Below are 13,313 nucleotides of genomic sequence, written 5' to 3' on the forward strand. Positions count from 1 at the left end.
AACCAAACCGCGGCGAAGTCGTCGCCGTCGGCACCGGTCGCATCCTGGACAACGGCGAAGTACGTGCGCTGGCCGTCAAAGTGGGTGACAAAGTGGTTTTCGGCCCTTACTCGGGCAGCAACACCGTGAAAGTCGATGGCGAAGACCTGCTGGTCATGGCCGAGAACGAAATCCTCGCCGTTATCGAAGGCTGATTTCTCCGACTTCCCGTTACTCCAAAGCAATTCAAGGATTAAACGATCATGGCTGCTAAAGACGTAAAATTCGGCGATTCCGCCCGTAAGAAAATGCTGGTTGGTGTCAACGTTCTGGCTGACGCGGTAAAGGCGACCCTGGGCCCGAAAGGCCGTAACGTGGTTCTGGCCAAGAGCTTCGGCGCGCCGACCATCACCAAGGACGGCGTTTCCGTCGCCAAAGAGATCGAGCTCAAAGACGCCTTCGAGAACATGGGCGCCCAGCTGGTCAAGGAAGTCGCTTCCAAGGCCAACGACGCTGCCGGTGACGGCACCACCACCGCTACCGTCCTGGCTCAGGCCATCGTCAACGAAGGCCTGAAAGCCGTCGCTGCCGGCATGAACCCGATGGACCTCAAGCGCGGCATCGACAAGGCCACTGCTGCCGTCGTCGCCGAGCTGAAGAACCTGTCCAAGCCATGCGCCGACTCCAAGGCCATCGCTCAGGTTGGCACCATCTCCGCCAACTCCGACAACTCCATCGGTGAAATCATCGCCGAAGCCATGGAAAAAGTCGGTAAAGAAGGCGTGATCACCGTTGAAGAAGGCTCGGGCCTGGAAAACGAACTGTCGGTCGTTGAAGGCATGCAGTTCGACCGTGGCTACCTGTCGCCTTACTTCGTGAACAAGCCGGACACCATGGTTGCCGAGCTCGAAGGCCCGCTGCTGCTGCTGGTCGACAAGAAGATCTCGAACATCCGCGAACTGCTGCCAGTGCTGGAAGCCGTTGCCAAGGCCGGCCGTCCGCTGCTGATCGTTGCCGAGGACGTCGAAGGCGAAGCGCTGGCTACCCTGGTGGTCAACAACATGCGTGGCATCGTCAAGGTTGCCGCGGTCAAGGCTCCTGGCTTCGGCGACCGCCGCAAGGCCATGCTGCAGGACATCGCTGCCCTGACCGGTGGCGTGCTGATCTCCGAAGAAATCGGCCTGTCCCTGGAAACCACCACCCTGGAGCACCTGGGTAACGCCAAGCGCGTGATCCTGTCCAAGGAAAACACCACCATCATCGACGGCGCTGGCTCCGTGAGCGACATCGAAGCACGCGTCAAGCAGATCCGTGCCCAGGTCGAAGACACAACCTCGGACTACGACCGCGAGAAGCTGCAAGAGCGTCTGGCCAAGCTGGCTGGCGGTGTTGCCGTGATCAAGGTCGGTGCTGGCACCGAAGTTGAAATGAAAGAGAAGAAAGCCCGCGTCGAAGACGCCCTGCACGCTACCCGTGCAGCCGTCGAAGAAGGCGTGGTGCCTGGCGGTGGTGTTGCCCTGGTTCGCGCCCTGGCTGCCATTGTCGACCTCAAGGGCGACAACGAAGACCAGAACGTCGGTATCGCTCTGCTGCGTCGTGCCGTTGAAGCGCCGCTGCGCCAGATCACTGCCAACGCCGGCGACGAGCCAAGCGTTGTGGCCGACAAGGTCAAGCAGGGTTCGGGCAACTACGGCTACAACGCTGCTACCGGCGAATACGGCGACATGATCCAGATGGGTATCCTCGACCCAGCCAAGGTCACCCGTTCGGCCCTGCAAGCAGCTGCTTCGATCGGCGGTCTGATGATCACCACCGAAGCCATGGTTGCTGACCTGCCGGAAGACAAGCCAGCTGGCGGCATGCCAGACATGGGCGGCATGGGTGGCATGGGCGGCATGATGTAAGCCAGCCTTACCCCCTGCACCAAGAAAAAGCCCCGGCTCGCAAGAGCCGGGGCTTTTTCGTTGCTGCAGATAAGGCTCAGGCCACACTGCGCTCGGCTACAGGTACTTGCACCACGCTGCGTCGGTAGAGAATCAGGTAGTACGACCCCAAACCGATCAGCCAGCAGAACACCGCCGTCCAGATGTTGTGCGAAAGAAAGTGCGCGCCCTGCATCATCCTGCTGACCGACAGCACCGAACCGGCCACCAGGGCCACGACGAACGCCACCCGTGCCAGGCGCGGCCGGCGGTCACGCAACATGAAGAACAGCCCGAACAGGCAGAAGCCGGTTGCCGCATGCCCACCTGGCCAGCACATGCCAGGCTTGTTGGTGGCTGGGCGCGGTTCCAGCAGCTTGCTGTAGGTTTCCTTGCCGCCGAACTGGGTCAGGCTCCACGGGCACTGCACCTGGGTAACCTTTTTCAGCGGCGTGACAAACGCGGTGGACAGGCCCAGCGCCAGCACCAGGCAACCCAGCTCGCGGCGCCAGCCGTACAGGCGTTTCCAGTAGAAGCTCGAAGCGAACGCGGCCACTGACAGCAGGCCAAGCAGGATCACCACTTCCTTGACGCGATCGTGCAGGATGTTTTCCAGCAAATAACTGTGGCGGCCGATGAACTCGCCGGCCGTTCGATCGAAGAACAAGTTGGCCACGTCCATGTCGACCGAGGTCAGTTCGAGCAGGATCAAGGCCACTGCCGTGGCCAACGGAATACCAAGGTACAGCCAGTAGTTGATCGGACGAGGACGAAGGGGAGGTTGCATGACGACTCCAGCACGCGAAAAAGACCGGGCATTGTCGAGTGCCCGCTATCCTGTGTCCGTGAAGGATCAGTGAAAAAACTGTCAACTTCGCTGAATTTGCCTTGGGGGTGGCACAGTGCGGGCGATGGCCTTAAGCTGCGCCTGCCGCGCACCCCGCGAAGCGCCGCACAGGAGAACCCGATGCGCATTCTTTTGGTTGAAGACAACCGCGATATCCTCGCCAACCTGGCCGATTACCTGGGCATGAAAGGCTACACGGTCGACTGCGCCCAGGACGGCCTGTCCGGCCTGCACCTGGCCGCCACCGAGCACTACGACCTGATCGTGCTCGACATCATGCTGCCCGGCATCGATGGCTATACCCTGTGCAAGCGCCTGCGCGAAGACGCCCGTCGCGACACCCCGGTGATCATGCTCACCGCCCGCGACCAGCTCGACGACCGCCTGCAGGGCTTCCGCTCCGGTGCCGACGACTACCTGCTCAAGCCATTCGCGCTTTCGGAGCTGGCCGCGCGCATCGAAGCGGTGCTGCGCCGTGCCCAGGGCGGCGGCCGCCGGACCCTGCAGGTCGCCGACCTGAGCTACGACCTCGACACCCTCGAGGTGACCCGCCAGGGCCGCCTGCTCAAGCTCAACCCGGTGGGCCTGAAGCTCCTGGCCGTGCTGATGCAGAAGAGCCCGCACGTGCTGCGCCGCGAAGTGCTGGAAGAAGCCCTGTGGGGCGACGACTGCCCAGACAGCGACAGCCTGCGCAGCCATGTGCACCAGCTGCGCCAGGTGATCGACAAACCGTTCGAAAAACCGCTGCTGCATACCGTCCATGGCGTCGGCTATCGCCTCGCCGAGGGTCGCGATGGAGTTTAAGCAAAGCCTTGCACAGCGCATCATCATCGCCTTTGCGCTGATGAGCGCTTTGGTGGCAGGGGCCTTCGCCTTCGGCATCGTCGCCACCGTGCACCTGGTGGAGGAGCGCTTGATCTCCTCGGTGCTGGGCGGTGACCTGCAACGCCTGTTGCGCATGGACAGCGTCAGCGACTGGAGCCATCGGCCGCGGCCCGACCAGCTGTTCTACTTCAGCGGTGGGCGTGACGACTTCGAGCTGCCCAAAGACCTGCGCCACCTCGATGTCGGCTTTCATGAAGTGTTCCGCGACCAGCTGTCCTACCACGCCATGGTCGAGATCGTGGATGGCCGGCGCTACGTGCTGCTGCAGGACCAGAGCGATTTCGAAGAACGCGAGCGGGTGCTGTTCGCCGTGGTCGTGGTGGGCTTCGTGCTGAGCCTGGTGCTGGCCGTGGTGCTGGGTTGGCTGCTGGCCCGTCGGGTGATGGCGCCGGTCATCCGCCTGGCCCGCCAGGTGCGTCACCGCGACCAGCTGCTCGGCCTGGCGCCGCCGCTGGCGCCGGATTACGCGGCGGACGAAGTCGGCCAGCTGGCCGTGGCTTTCGACGATACCCTCGGCCGCCTGCGCGATGCCCTGACCCGCGAACGGCTGTTCACCAGCGACGTCAGCCACGAATTGCGCACGCCGCTGATGGTGCTGGCCACCTCGTGCGAACTGCTGATGGAAAACCCAGGCCTGGATACCCGTGCGCGCAGCCAGGTAGAGCGCATTGCCCGGGCCACCGAAGAAATGCGCGAGCTGGTCAAGACCTTCCTGATGCTTGCCCGTGCCCAGCGCGACCAGGGCGCGGTGGCGTCCCAGGCCAACCTGCGCGAGGTGGCCGACGACCTGATCGGCGTCTGGCGCGACACCATCGAGCAGAAGGGCCTGACCCTGTATTACGACGGCCGGGTCAGTGCCGGCCCCTTGTTGTACAACGCCACCTTCCTGCAATCGGTGATGGGTAACCTGCTGCGCAACGCCGCGCACTACACCGACGGCGGCTACATCCGGCTGAGCCTGCAACCCACGGGCTTCACGGTGGAAGACAGCGGTGTGGGTATCCCCGAGGAGCAGCGCGAAGCCATGTTCCAACCCTTCGTGCGCGGTGATGAGCGGCGTGGCGAGGGCCTGGGCCTGGGCCTTTCGTTGGTGCAACGTATTTGCGATGACCAGGGCTGGCGCGTCACGCTGACTTCGACGGCGCCCCATGGCTGCCGCTTCCAGGTCGACCTCAGCCAGAGTTCGGAGAAAATCGACCCCACGGCGCTTTAGAAATGAGCTGAAACATTTCGCTCGGCCGATAACATTTTTTTCACATTGGCATAACCTGTTGCCCACGCTTGGCTACTTAAGGTAAGCGCAATGGAGCCAGGAGATGCCCAATGCGTAGCCCGATCAAACTCGAATTTTCCGAGAAGTACGACCAGCAACATGCTCAGGAGTACTTCCTCAAGCACCAGGATGGCCTGGCCCGTCGCCTGTCGCACAGCCGCGACGAGCAACTGGCGCGCCGTGCCCTGGCGCTGGCGGGAGAGCCGGGGTTGGTGCTTGACCTGCCTTGCGGTGCTGGCCGCTTCTGGCCGCTGTTGGCCGAAAAGCCGAACCGGGTGATCATCGGCGCCGACAACTCCGAGGCGATGATCGAGACAGCCTGTGCCGCTCAACCGCCGGAAGTGGTGGCTCGGGTACGGCCTTTGCAGACATCGGCATTTGCCATCGACCTGCCCGACAACTCGGTCGACAGCATTTTCTGCATGCGGCTGTTCCACCACATTGGCGAAGCGGCCCACCGCAAGACAATTCTTTCGGAATTCCAAAGGGTTAGCCGCGACAGCGTAATCCTGTCATTGTGGGTCGATGGTAACTTCAAGGCTTGGCGGCGCAAGAAGCTCGAGCAGCGGCGCAGCGCCAGGGCCGAGCCGGACAGTTACCAGAACCATTTTGTGTTACCGGCAGAGACAGTTGAAGAAGAATTCAAGGCCGCCGGCTTCAGGATCCAGGAACGCCTCGACTTCCTGCCGTTCTATGCCATGTGGCGGGTTTATGTATTACGTAAGGGGTAGTGTTTGATGGCTGTAGCCCAGCGTGACGAGTCACGGTTCGATTATTACTGGCGCCAGCAGGGCGAATGGGTCGAGGAGCCCAACCAGCGGCGCGGCGGCGAAAGTGGCGTGCAACGGCTCGACGATGGCAATGGCAAGCTGCTGTATGCCAAGCGTCAGGTCGGGCATATCTACCGCAGCCTGCTGCACCCGTTCGGCCGGCCGACCGTGCTGCGCGAACTCGATGCGCTGACCAGCTGCGAACAGCTGGGCGTGCGGGTGCCGCGCATCGTCTTTTGTGGCGCCGAGCGTGATGCCGACAAGCAATGGCGTGCGCTGCTGGTCAGCGAGGCGCTGGACGGTTTCGTCGAACTCGACACCTGGCACGCCGAAGGCGCCCGCGAACGTTACCCGCAGGTGGTGCACGAGCGCATGCTCAAGGATCTGGCCGACAACCTGGCGCGCATGCACCTGGGGCATTGGCAGCATGGTTGCCTATATGGCAAGCACGTGTTCATCAAGGTGATCGGCGAGGGTGAACAGGCCCGGGTCGAGGTTGCCTTGCTCGATCTTGAAAAATGCCGCCGGCGCATCAGTTGTCAGCGCGCGGCGGGTAATGACCTTCGCCAGCTGCGCCGCCATTCGTCGCTCAATGACGCGGAATGGCAATCGCTGCTCTATTTTTACCAGATGGCGTTTGGCAGCGCTGTCAAAGGGTTAGGGCAATGAAACTAGAAATCGCTCGAGCTTTATTCCTGGTGGCTGGGTTGGCTGTGACCACGGCGGCGGTAGCTGCCTGGGAAGAGCCACGGCCAGTGGTATTCAGCAAGGCCGACATGGCGGACCAGTGCGCAGTGCCACGGGTCGTCAAGCAGGCGCATGCGCAGGCCCGTGCGGACGAGGACCTGCTGCTGTTCCTGTTCGGCCTGCACCAAGGGTTGCGGCCGTTCGGCTGAGCCTGGCTCGAGCAAACCGAGGCCCCGCTATTGCGGGGCCTTTGTATTGGTGGTGGCCCTAGCGCCGGCAAGCCGGCTCCCACAGGTTCAGCATGAGCCTCCAGTGTGGGAGCCGGCTTGCCGGCGATAGGGCCAGATCAGCTGGCGACAGTCTCCCTGGCCACCGCCTTGTGCGCCAACAGCGTGTAGATGCACGGCAACACGAACAAGGTGAACAAGGTCCCGATCGACATCCCGGTCGCGATCACCGTACCGATATCAAACCGGCTCACCGCCCCCGCACCCGTCGCCAGAATCAGCGGCACCATGCCAAACACCATCGCCGCGGTGGTCATCAGCACCGGCCGCAGGCGAATGGCCGCCGCTTCCTCGATGGCCTCGCGCACGCCCAGGCCTTTTTCCTCGCGCAACTGGTTGGCGAACTCGACGATGAGGATGCCGTGCTTGCTGATCAGGCCGATCAGCGTCACCAACCCCACCTGGGTGTAGATGTTCATGCTGGAAATGCCCAGGAACAACGGCAACAGCGCCCCGCAAATCGACAGCGGCACCGTTACCAGGATCACCAGCGGGTCGCGGAAGCTTTCGAACTGCGCGGCCAGCACCAGGAAGATGATCGCCAGCGCCAGGCCGAAGGTCACCCACAGCGCACTGCCTTCCTGCACATATTGGCGCGCGGCCCCGGCGTAATCGAACGAAAAGCCCTCCGGCGCTTCCTCGCGGGCGATATCGGTCACGGTCTGCAGCGCTTCGCCGATGCTGACCATCGGCACGCCCTGGATGATCGCCGAGTTGAGCTGCTGGAACTGGTTGAGCTGGCGCGGGCGGGCGCGCTCGCTGAGGCTGATCAGCGTCGACAGCGCCAGCAACTGGCCCTGGTCGTTCTTGACGTAGTAGCTGTTGAGCCAGCCGGCGCTGTCGCGGTAGGGCCGCTCGACCTGGGCAATCACCTTGTAGCTGCGCCCTTCGAGGGTGAAGCGGTTGATCTCGGCCTCACCCAGCAAGGTCGCCAGGGTTGAGCCCAGGGTGTCCATGGACACGCCCATCTGCGCGGCCTTGGCGCGGTCGATGTCGACCACCACCTCGGGCTTGTCGAAGGCCAGGTCGATGTCGAGGAAGGCGAACTTGCCCGAGGCCTGGGCACGCTCCTTGACCCGCTGGGCCACTTCCAGCAGGGCCGGGTAGTCGCCGGCGGTGTTGATCACGAACTGGAACGGCAGGCCCTCGCCCGTACCGGGTAGCGACGGCAGGTTGAAGCCGAAGATCTGCAGCCCGCCAATTTCCTCCAGCTTGGCTTGCACCTGCGGCAGCAGCTCCATCTGCGTGCGGTCACGCTCGTTCCAGGGCTTGAGCAAAAAGCCGCCGATACCGCTTTGTACGCCATTGAAGCCGTTGATCTGGAACGACGAGTAATACTCGGGGAAGGCCTTGAACAGCGGCGTGAACTGGTCGGTGTAGGCGTTGAGGTAGTCGAGGTTGGCCGGCTGCGGTGAGCTGCTCATCATGAAGATCACCCCCTGGTCCTCGTTCGGCGCCAGTTCGTTCTGGGTGAACTTGAGCAGCAGCGGGATCAGGCACAGGATGATCACCGCGAACACCAGCACCACCGGGCGGATGTCCAGGGTGGCGTGGAGGATGCGCTGGTAACGCACCTTCAGGCGCTCGAACAGCTGGTCGAGGCGGTGGGCCAGGCCGCTGGGGTTCTGCTCCCGGCGTAGCAGCAGGGCGCACATCATCGGCGACAAGGTCAGGGCAACGATGCCCGAGATTACCACCGCGCCGGCCAGGGTCAGGGCGAATTCCTTGAACAATGCGCCGGTGAGCCCGGTGAGAAAACCGATCGGCGCGTACACCGCCGCCAGGGTGATGGTCATCGACACCACCGGCATGGCGATTTCCCGGGCGCCTTCAAGGGCGGCGTCGAACGGCGATTTGCCTTCTTCCATGTGCCGGTGGATGTTCTCCACCACGACGATGGCATCGTCCACCACCAGGCCGATCGCCAGCACCATCGCCAGCAGTGTCAGCAGGTTCAGCGAATAGCCCATCATCTGCATGAAGAACAGCACGCCGATCATCGACAGCGGAATGGTCACCACCGGGATCAGCACCGAGCGCAGCGCGCCAAGGAACAGGAACACCACCACGATGACGATCAGCACCGCCTCGCCCAGGGTCTTGATCACCTCATCGATCGAGGCCTGGATGAACAGCGTGGCGTCGTAGGCGATCGACACCTTCAGCGCCGACGGCAGCTGGCTCTGGAGCTCCGGCATGATCCGCCGCACCTCCTTGATCACCTCCAGCGGGTTGGCGGCAGGGGTGGCCTTGATGCCGATATAGACCGACGGGATGCCGTCGAACGAGCTGACCGTGTCGTAGTTCTCGGCGCCCATCTCGACCCGTGCCACATCGCCCAGCAGCACCCGGCTGTCGCCGGTGGTCTTGACCGGCAGGGCGGCAAAGGCCTCGGCCGACTTGAGCTCGGTGCTGGCATTGATGCTGGTGACCACGTACTCGCCTTTCACCTCACCGGCTGCGGAAAGGAAGTTGTAGCGGCGCACGGCGCTGGTCACGTCTGTGGCCGACAGGCCAAAGCCTGCGAGCTTCACCGGGTCGATCCAGATGCGCATGGCGAACACCTGGTTGCCGAGGATCTCTGCCTCGGCCATGCCGGGCAGGGTGGCCAGCTTGGGCTGGATCACCCGGGACAGGTAGTCGGTGATCTGCGGGTTGCTCATTTCCTTGCTGTAGAAGCTGATGTACATCAGCGCCGAGGCGTCGGCGGCTTCCTTGCTCAGCACCGGGTCCTCGGAATCTTGCGGCAGCTGGTTGCGCACCTCGTTGGCCTTGGCCAAGAGCTCGGTGAACAGCCGGTCGCTGTCGGCGCCGATCCGCGCATAGATGGAAATGATCGAGAAGTTCTGCCGGCTCACCGAGGTCATGTAGTCGATGCCTTCGGCGCTGGCCAGGCTCTGTTGCAGCGGCTGGGTAATGTAGCCCTGGATGGTTTCGGCGTTGGCCCCGGGGTAGGCGGTGGTCACCGTGATCAGGGCGTTTTCCATCTGCGGGTATTGGCGGATCTGCAGCTTGCTCCAGGCCTGGAAGCCCAGCAGCAGGATCAGCAGGCTGACCACGCTGGCCAGCACCGGGCGGCGGATGAACGGGTCGGTGAATGCCATGCCTGCCTCCTGGTCAGTCCGCGCGCGGGGAGCCCTGCTGGGGCTTGAGCGCATTGTCCTGGCCGATGCGGATGGCCGCGCCGGGGGTGAGTTTGAGCTGCCCGGCGGTCACCACCTGCTCGCCGGCCTTGAGCCCCTTGCTGACCACCACCACGCCATCGCGGCGCTCGCCGGTCTGCACGGTGCGTTGTTCGGCAATGAGCTGGGCGTGGCCCTGGTCGTCCTGCAGCGCTTTGCCGTCCTTGTCCTGCTTGGGCGTGGCGACATACACCGAGTTGCCATACAGGGTGTAGGTGATGGCGCTTTCCGGCACCACCACTTGCGGGCGCGGGTCGGGCAGCAGCACCAGCAGGTTGGCGAACATGCCCGGCAGCAGCTTGCCGTCGGGGTTGGCCATGGTCGCGCGGACCAGCAGGTTGCGGGTGCTTTCCTCGACCTTGGGGTTGATCGCGCTGAGGCTGGCGGCAAAGGTCTGGCCCGGATACGCGGCCACCTGCACTTGCACCTGCTGGCCAAGGCTCAGCTGCGGCAGGGCCTGCTCCGGTACGTTGAAATCGACATACAGGCTGGACAGGTCCTGCAAGGTGGCGATCACCGCGCCGGCCGCCAGGTAGTCGCCGACATCCACCTGGCGGATGCCGATGGTGCCGCTGAACGGGGCGCTGATGCTCTTCTTGGTCTTCGATGCCTTGAGCTGGTCGACCACGGCCTGGTTGCGCCGGTACTGGGCGGTGAGGCGGTCGTACTCGCCGCGTGAGATGGCCGAGTCGCCGACCAGCTGGCTGCCCCTGCCGAAGTCGACCTTGGCCAGGCCCAGGTCGGCCTGGGCGGTGCCGAGCAAAGCGCTTTCCTGGTCGTCGTTGAGCTGCAGCAGCAACTGCCCGGCCTTGACCTTCTGCCCGGAGTCGAAGTGCAACGACTTGACGATCCCTTCGACCTCCAGGCTCAGCTCGACGCCCTGCAGGGCCTTGAGGCTGCCGACGGCGGGCAGGCGTTCCTGCCACTGGCGTTCTTCAGCCAGGGCCGCAGCCACGGTGATGGGTGGCCTCGGGGCGCTGAACATCTGGATCTGCTGGTAGATCGAGAATGCCTTGTAGCCCCCCAGGGCCAGCACGATCAGCACGACGACGGCCAACATGATGAGCATGCGGCGGCGCAGCATAAGTCCGGTTCCTTGGATACGTGATTGTTATTCGTGGTGGCACGACAACGGGCGATCCTGCCCACGTGTGGATGGGGGAAGTATTGACTGTTTTTGCCAGGATGGGAGATGTATTGGCTGTAAGGGCGCTATCGCCGGCAAGCCGGCTCCCACAGTGAACTCCACGATCTTCTGTGGGAGCCGGCTTGCCGGCGATAGGGCTGGTTCAGCCAGCCAGAAGGTCAGGCCAGGTGCAGGTGGTTGTCCCAGAACCCGGAAGGCAGGTTCATCGGTTGCCCGATCAATTCGGCCTTGCGGCAATCATAGAAGCGGCAGCGCCCCTGCCCGGAAGTGACCACGAAACCATCCTTCACCGCGCCCACGCCGGCGCAGTCCGGCATCGGTGCATCGAGCTTCACCGCGCCGCTGTCCAAGTCCCAGATGAACAGCCGGTTGGCCCGCGGTGCGGTCAGCGCCACCAGGCGCAGGTCGCTGTGCAGGGCCACGCTGGCGGTGTACTGGGCCATCGACTGCAGTTGCCGCTCCGCCACCGGGAAGGCCTTGAACGGCTCGCCCGGGCGCTTGATCGCCAGCAGCTCGGCGGTTTCGTCGGCATCGCCCATGAACTGCTGGCAGGCCACCACGGTACCGTCGCTGCCCACCGCCAGGTGGCGCACGCTGTTCATCTGCTGGGCCAGGGTTTCCTTGCTCAGCAGGGTGCCGTCGCGCTGCATCAGCACCAGGCTTGGCTGCATGGCGTCAAGGTTCATCTCGACCCGGCTTTCGGCCTCGGTGCGGATGCCACCATTGGCCACCACCAGGGTTTCGCCGTCGGGCAGCCAGGCCACTTCGTGGGGGCCGATGCCGTGGGTCGGGATCTCGCCGGTGTGCACCAGGCGCTCGCCCTCGAAGCGGTACACGCCCAATACGCCCCGGCCAGGGTCGGTGGTGTCGTTCTCGGTGGCGTACAGCCATTCACCGCCGCTGTGGATCACCGCATGGCCATAGAAGTGCCGGTTCGGCTGCGAGGTGATGGTCTGCAGCAGGCGCCCGTCACGCAGGTCGACCAGGTAGCTTTCGGTACCGGGGCGGCGTGCGACGAACAGGGCGATAGGCAGGCTCGGGTGGTTGATGATGGCATGGCAACGCTGGGCCACCTGGGTGCTGAACACCTGGCTGCCGTCCAGGCGGAACCCGACCGCGTAATGCTTGCCGTCGCCATCGTCACGCGCCGACAGCAGCAGGGGTTCGCTGCCTTTGTTGCGAAACAGGCTCCAGCCACCCAGGGTCAGGGCGCTGAGCAATACGCTACCGAGTTTGATTGCCTGGCGTCGCAGCATGGTCAGTCACCGTCGTTGGCATTGAAGCCCAGTTGGATGTTCAGCGCCTTGGCCAGGTCGCCTTCATGCAGGCGGTGCACGGTGTTCAGCGCGTCGTAGATCTGGTTCAGGCTCTGTTGCCCGGCGTCGTCGGCCAGCAGCTCGCCCAGCGACTTCTGGTTGTCGGCCAACAGCTTGAGGGCGCTAGCGTAGGCGTCGTCGATTTTTTGCGCCAGGGCTTTCTGATCGCTGCCCAGCAGGCCGCGCAGGCCCTGGTTGTCGACGCCGACCCAGACCGCCTGGGCGGCCTTGAGGCTGGCTTCCAGGCTCTTGAGCGAGGAGTGGCTGCGCCAGGCTTCGGCCTGCAGCGGCTGCGGGATGCCCTTGCTCTGGCGGCCCATCGGCGCGCCGAGTTTCTTCTTCAGGGTGTCCAGGGCGGTGACCTGGGCACGCAGCAAGTCGGCGATCGCTTCGTGGGAATCGGCGTAGCGCTGGTTGGGGAACTTGGTCATCTGCGAGAGCATGCCGTCGGTGCTGTTCCAGCTCTTGAGGATGTCTTCGGCCAGTGCCTTCTGGTGCTCACCGATGGCCACCAGCAGCGGGCAGTAGCGGGCCTTCTGCTCGGCGGTGGCGATGTCCGGCTTGCTGTCGAAGAGGATGTACTCGTAGGCCGAGAGGCCGCGCACGACCACGCTGGCCTTGCCCAGGGCGGCGGCGTCGACCGGCTTGTCGCCATTGACCAGCTGCTCGACCTGGCGGCCGACCAGGTTCTTCTTGTCGGGCCAGAACTGCACTTGCCAGGCGCGGTTGCCTTCGGCCAGCGGGCCGACCAGCAAGGGCTGCAGCTCGGCCCAGGCTTTCTGGGCGTTGAGGAAGTCGGCGCGCGCGGTTTCCAGGCTGGCCTTGCCTTCGCAGTAGGCCAGGGCGCTGCTGGCCAGCTGGCGGTCGGCCTCGACCCAGCGGCTGTAGGTTGGCAGGATCACCTGCTTGGCGATGGCGGCGGAAGTCACGGCCTGCGGGTCCTGGGGCGAGCAGGCACCGAGAGCGAGTGCGGCGAGGCTGGTGAACAACAGTTTGGGTCGGAACATGCCCGGCTCCT

12 protein-coding genes are annotated in these 13,313 nt (G+C 64.0%); 7 read left to right on the plus strand and 5 right to left on the minus strand.

Features of this window, described 5'->3' with window-relative positions; genetic code table 11:
* Window positions 1–194 (plus strand): co-chaperone GroES (locus B3E94_RS09200; RefSeq protein ID WP_286913186.1); only part of this gene is annotated, 194 nt, incomplete at its 5' end.
* A 48-nt stretch (window positions 195–242) separates the two neighbouring features.
* Entirely contained in the window at window positions 243–1,883 is a 1,641-nt protein-coding gene (groL, locus tag B3E94_RS09205) for a chaperonin GroEL (RefSeq protein ID WP_286913188.1), read from the plus strand.
* Between the two features lie 76 nt (window positions 1,884–1,959).
* On the opposite strand, the gene B3E94_RS09210 is transcribed toward groL, so the two are convergent.
* On the minus strand, window positions 1,960–2,688 hold the full coding sequence (locus B3E94_RS09210; protein WP_286913190.1) for a phosphatase PAP2 family protein: 729 nt from the start codon (window positions 2,686–2,688) through the stop codon (window positions 1,960–1,962).
* Between the two features lie 180 nt (window positions 2,689–2,868).
* Here B3E94_RS09210 and colR point away from each other — a divergent pair, with 180 nt between their 5' ends.
* The 5 genes from colR to B3E94_RS09235 all read left to right on the plus strand — a co-directional run bounded on the left by colR (window position 2,869) and on the right by B3E94_RS09235 (window position 6,572).
* Window positions 2,869–3,552, plus strand: coding sequence for a two-component system response regulator ColR (colR, locus tag B3E94_RS09215; RefSeq protein ID WP_003255215.1), 684 nt, complete (start codon window positions 2,869–2,871; stop codon window positions 3,550–3,552).
* Entirely contained in the window at window positions 3,542–4,846 is a 1,305-nt protein-coding gene (locus B3E94_RS09220; RefSeq protein ID WP_176512425.1) for a sensor histidine kinase, read from the plus strand. Before colR ends, B3E94_RS09220 begins: the two co-directional genes overlap by 11 nt.
* A 110-nt stretch (window positions 4,847–4,956) precedes the next feature.
* Window positions 4,957–5,637, plus strand: a complete 681-nt coding sequence (locus tag B3E94_RS09225; protein ID WP_286913191.1) for a class I SAM-dependent methyltransferase — start codon at window positions 4,957–4,959, stop codon at window positions 5,635–5,637.
* A 6-nt stretch (window positions 5,638–5,643) separates the two neighbouring features.
* On the plus strand, window positions 5,644–6,345 hold the full coding sequence (locus tag B3E94_RS09230) for a lipopolysaccharide kinase InaA family protein (RefSeq protein WP_176512428.1): 702 nt from the start codon (window positions 5,644–5,646) through the stop codon (window positions 6,343–6,345).
* Complete coding sequence (locus tag B3E94_RS09235) at window positions 6,342–6,572, plus strand: hypothetical protein (protein ID WP_286913192.1); 231 nt, start codon at window positions 6,342–6,344, stop codon at window positions 6,570–6,572. Before B3E94_RS09230 ends, B3E94_RS09235 begins: the two co-directional genes overlap by 4 nt.
* Window positions 6,573–6,709: 137 nt before the next feature.
* Here the strand turns inward: B3E94_RS09235 and B3E94_RS09240 are convergent, their stop codons facing one another.
* The 4 genes from B3E94_RS09240 to B3E94_RS09255 form a co-directional block, all read right to left on the minus strand.
* A complete protein-coding gene (locus tag B3E94_RS09240; RefSeq protein WP_286913193.1) occupies window positions 6,710–9,754 on the minus strand; it encodes a multidrug efflux RND transporter permease subunit in 3,045 nt (1,014 codons plus the stop codon).
* A gap of 13 nt (window positions 9,755–9,767) precedes the next feature.
* Window positions 9,768–10,916 carry an efflux RND transporter periplasmic adaptor subunit gene (locus B3E94_RS09245; RefSeq protein WP_236235231.1) on the minus strand — a complete coding sequence of 383 codons (1,149 nt, stop codon included), beginning with the start codon at window positions 10,914–10,916 and terminating at the stop codon, window positions 9,768–9,770.
* A 221-nt stretch (window positions 10,917–11,137) separates the two neighbouring features.
* A complete protein-coding gene (locus tag B3E94_RS09250) occupies window positions 11,138–12,235 on the minus strand; it encodes a DUF1513 domain-containing protein (protein ID WP_286913195.1) in 1,098 nt (365 codons plus the stop codon).
* Between the two features lie 2 nt (window positions 12,236–12,237).
* Window positions 12,238–13,302 carry an imelysin family protein gene (locus tag B3E94_RS09255; protein ID WP_176512437.1) on the minus strand — a complete coding sequence of 355 codons (1,065 nt, stop codon included), beginning with the start codon at window positions 13,300–13,302 and terminating at the stop codon, window positions 12,238–12,240.
* Between the last annotated feature and the right edge of the window lie 11 nt (window positions 13,303–13,313).

The organism is Pseudomonas sp. UBA6315 (genome assembly GCF_002438125.1).
GTDB lineage: Bacteria > Pseudomonadota > Gammaproteobacteria > Pseudomonadales > Pseudomonadaceae > Aquipseudomonas > Aquipseudomonas faucium.

Coding starts and splice junctions, on each gene's coding strand:
- groL (WP_286913188.1), top strand. CDS start 243: ATGGCTGCTAAAGACGTAAAATTCGGCGATTCCGCCCGTAAGAAAATG.
- B3E94_RS09210 (WP_286913190.1), bottom strand. CDS start 2,688: ATGCAACCTCCCCTTCGTCCTCGTCCGATCAACTACTGGCTGTACCTT.
- colR (WP_003255215.1), top strand. CDS start 2,869: ATGCGCATTCTTTTGGTTGAAGACAACCGCGATATCCTCGCCAACCTG.
- B3E94_RS09220 (WP_176512425.1), top strand. CDS start 3,542: ATGGAGTTTAAGCAAAGCCTTGCACAGCGCATCATCATCGCCTTTGCG.
- B3E94_RS09225 (WP_286913191.1), top strand. CDS start 4,957: ATGCGTAGCCCGATCAAACTCGAATTTTCCGAGAAGTACGACCAGCAA.
- B3E94_RS09230 (WP_176512428.1), top strand. CDS start 5,644: ATGGCTGTAGCCCAGCGTGACGAGTCACGGTTCGATTATTACTGGCGC.
- B3E94_RS09235 (WP_286913192.1), top strand. CDS start 6,342: ATGAAACTAGAAATCGCTCGAGCTTTATTCCTGGTGGCTGGGTTGGCT.
- B3E94_RS09240 (WP_286913193.1), bottom strand. CDS start 9,754: ATGGCATTCACCGACCCGTTCATCCGCCGCCCGGTGCTGGCCAGCGTG.
- B3E94_RS09245 (WP_236235231.1), bottom strand. CDS start 10,916: ATGCTGCGCCGCCGCATGCTCATCATGTTGGCCGTCGTCGTGCTGATC.
- B3E94_RS09250 (WP_286913195.1), bottom strand. CDS start 12,235: ATGCTGCGACGCCAGGCAATCAAACTCGGTAGCGTATTGCTCAGCGCC.
- B3E94_RS09255 (WP_176512437.1), bottom strand. CDS start 13,302: ATGTTCCGACCCAAACTGTTGTTCACCAGCCTCGCCGCACTCGCTCTC.